The organism is Pseudomonas sp. CAU 1711 (assembly GCF_039888625.1).
GTDB lineage: Bacteria > Pseudomonadota > Gammaproteobacteria > Pseudomonadales > Pseudomonadaceae > Aquipseudomonas.
In genome coordinates, this window is sequence record NZ_JBDQQT010000037.1 from 1 (window position 1) to 2,384 (window position 2,384).

General features: G+C 49.2%; 2 protein-coding genes. Both read right to left on the reverse strand.

The window, feature by feature from the left end; genetic code table 11:
* Nucleotides 1-591: 591 nt before the first annotated feature.
* Complete coding sequence (locus AAFN46_RS20520; RefSeq protein WP_347810547.1) at nucleotides 592-894, reverse strand: hypothetical protein; 303 nt, start codon at nucleotides 892-894, stop codon at nucleotides 592-594.
* Between the two features lie 154 nt (nucleotides 895-1,048).
* Nucleotides 1,049-1,381, reverse strand: a complete 333-nt coding sequence (locus AAFN46_RS20525) for a hypothetical protein (RefSeq protein WP_347810548.1) — start codon at nucleotides 1,379-1,381, stop codon at nucleotides 1,049-1,051.
* Nucleotides 1,382-2,384: the final 1,003 nt, after the last annotated feature.

Genomic DNA, 2,384 nt, shown 5'->3' on the forward strand with positions numbered 1-2,384 from the left:
GGTCTGCTTGCGCTTGCCGGCGTACTCGGCATCGGCGAAGGTCATCTGCTTCATCGGGAAACTCGGGCAACGGGATCGGCGTATTTCACCAGATTCGGGAAGTCTTCTTCAGAATTTCCCTAACGTTTGGTTAAGGGGCGGCCAAAAGCGCAGCTTTGGGACGTCCAAGTGAGCGGAGCGAACGACTTGAACCATTTGTTAGGCCCAATGCAACGTCGAACGGAGAGGGTGCATAGCGCACTGATGCTTGCCATGCTGACCTTCCAGGCGACGCGATGGCTGATGTCGTGAACTGGTGCGTGGCCTCTTTGCCGCACTTTCCTGAACATAACCTGCGTACTTTCCCTGCTTGCATTTAGTTGATTGCTCTTACTGCCTAACGTTTGGCTAAGGGGCGGCCAAAAGCGCAGCTTTTGGACGTCCAAGTGAGCGAAGCGAACGACTTGAGCCAATTGTTATGCGATACACTTGCACCATTGGTCTTGATCTTCTTAAGTTGAGGTCGTAATGGGGCGGAGAAGAACTTCGGCACAGTGATGAAATTCTTCATTTGAGTATTAACGATCCGAGCCTGCTTGGTGGGCTATTAACTCATTCATCAAAGTCGTCTTCATACACTTTGTTCTGTTTGATGCTTAATTCTAGTTGCTGTTGTCGAAGCATGATCAACTCTTCGCAGATTGATTCTAGTTTTTCATTGGAGATCATTTGAATCTCCGTAAGCTTTTCGTTTAGTTTTGTTGTGGCTTCAAGGGTGGATATTATTTTGTTTATTTTCCAGTACCAGCAAAGAATCTCCCTTAGAACTAAGAAGATGAGCACTATTCCGAGTATGTATAGTAAGGCATCTGGGCTGTTTAGCATTCGCTGGCTCTCGTATTGTTTGTTTTTCAAGGCAATCCTTGGATTTCAACTTCCTAAGTTGCCTTGGGGTTGGACGCTGACTTGGTATTGCATAACGATTAAGCTAACGGGCAGACAAAAGCGTAGCTTTTGGCTGTCCAGCGAACGAAGTGAGCGATAGTTGAGCGCATTGTTGTGCCTGGACTCAGGTTATTGTGATGGTTGTCTTGAATTTTTCCAGTGTATCTATTTGGTCTGCGTTTGGGTTAACTATAAGCTCAAAGATTTCTAGTCTGTAATCGTATTCGTCTATGTAAAGAGTCTGATTTGCTTTGAATAAATAGGCGAATTCTTCGGCTGATAAGGTATTTGCTTTTATGGCTATTGGTGGTAGTTCTTTCTCGATTATTTTTCTTAGGCTATTCAGTGCGTTGTAAGTGTCAAGTTGAGTCTCGTACTTGTTGTTGCTGTGATGGAAGGCGTCGATTCTGTTTTTATATTCTTCATAGCGCTTCAGAAGATCATCGATGCTATGCATGGCTTTGTCTTTGGTAGGCATAACGTTTGGTTAAGGGGCGGCCAAAAGCGCAGCTTTTGGACGTCCAAGTGAGCGAAGCGAACGACTTGAACCAGTTGTTAGGCTGCGGACTTCGAGTCGGACGCAGGAAATGAATATCGCACAGTGGCCGACCCGCAGCGAACTTTCAAGCCACGTATTTATTTTGGCTGGAGCCTCGACTGAGCGAACATCCAGGCGCTTGCTTTGATAACCCGCTGCCTTGATGCGCGGCGAGCAGCGAAGAAGCCGGAGCGGGGCGCCGAACCAGTTTCTGAGCACATTTGGCTTTGGCGTTGCACGTAGTACTGGGATGTAACTTTTCAAAACTTCCATGCCCGCACATTCCTTTGTTGCTTTTGCCGCCTAACGTTTGGTTAAGGGGCGGCCAAAAGCGCAGCTTTTGGACGTCCAAGTGAGCGGAGCGAACGACTTAAACCAGTTGTTAGGCTGCGGACTTCGAGTCGGACGCAGGAAATGAATATCGCACAGTGGCCGACCCGCAGCGAACTTTCAAGCCACGTATTTATTTTGGCTTGGGCCTCGACTGAGCGGACATCCAAGCGCTTGCGGCGATAACCCGCAGCCTTGATGCGCGGCGAGCAGCGAAGAAGCCGAAGCGGGGCGCGGAACCAGTTTTTGAGCACATTTGGCTTTGGTGTTGCACGTAGTATTGGGATGTAACTTTTCAAGATTTCCATGCCCGCACATTCCTTTGTTGCTTTTGCCGCCTAACGTTTGGTTAAGGGGCGGCCAAAAGCGCAGCTTTTGGACGTCCAAGTGAGCGGAGCGAACGACTTGAACCAGTTGTTAGGCAACGGACATCGAGTCGGGCGCAGGAAATGAATATCGCACAGTGGCTGACCCGCAGCGAACTTTCAAGCCACGTATTTATTTTGGCTGGGGCCTCGACTAAGCGGACATCCAGGCGCTTGCGGCGATAACCCGCAGCCTTGATGCGCGGCGAGCAGCGAAGAAGCTGGAG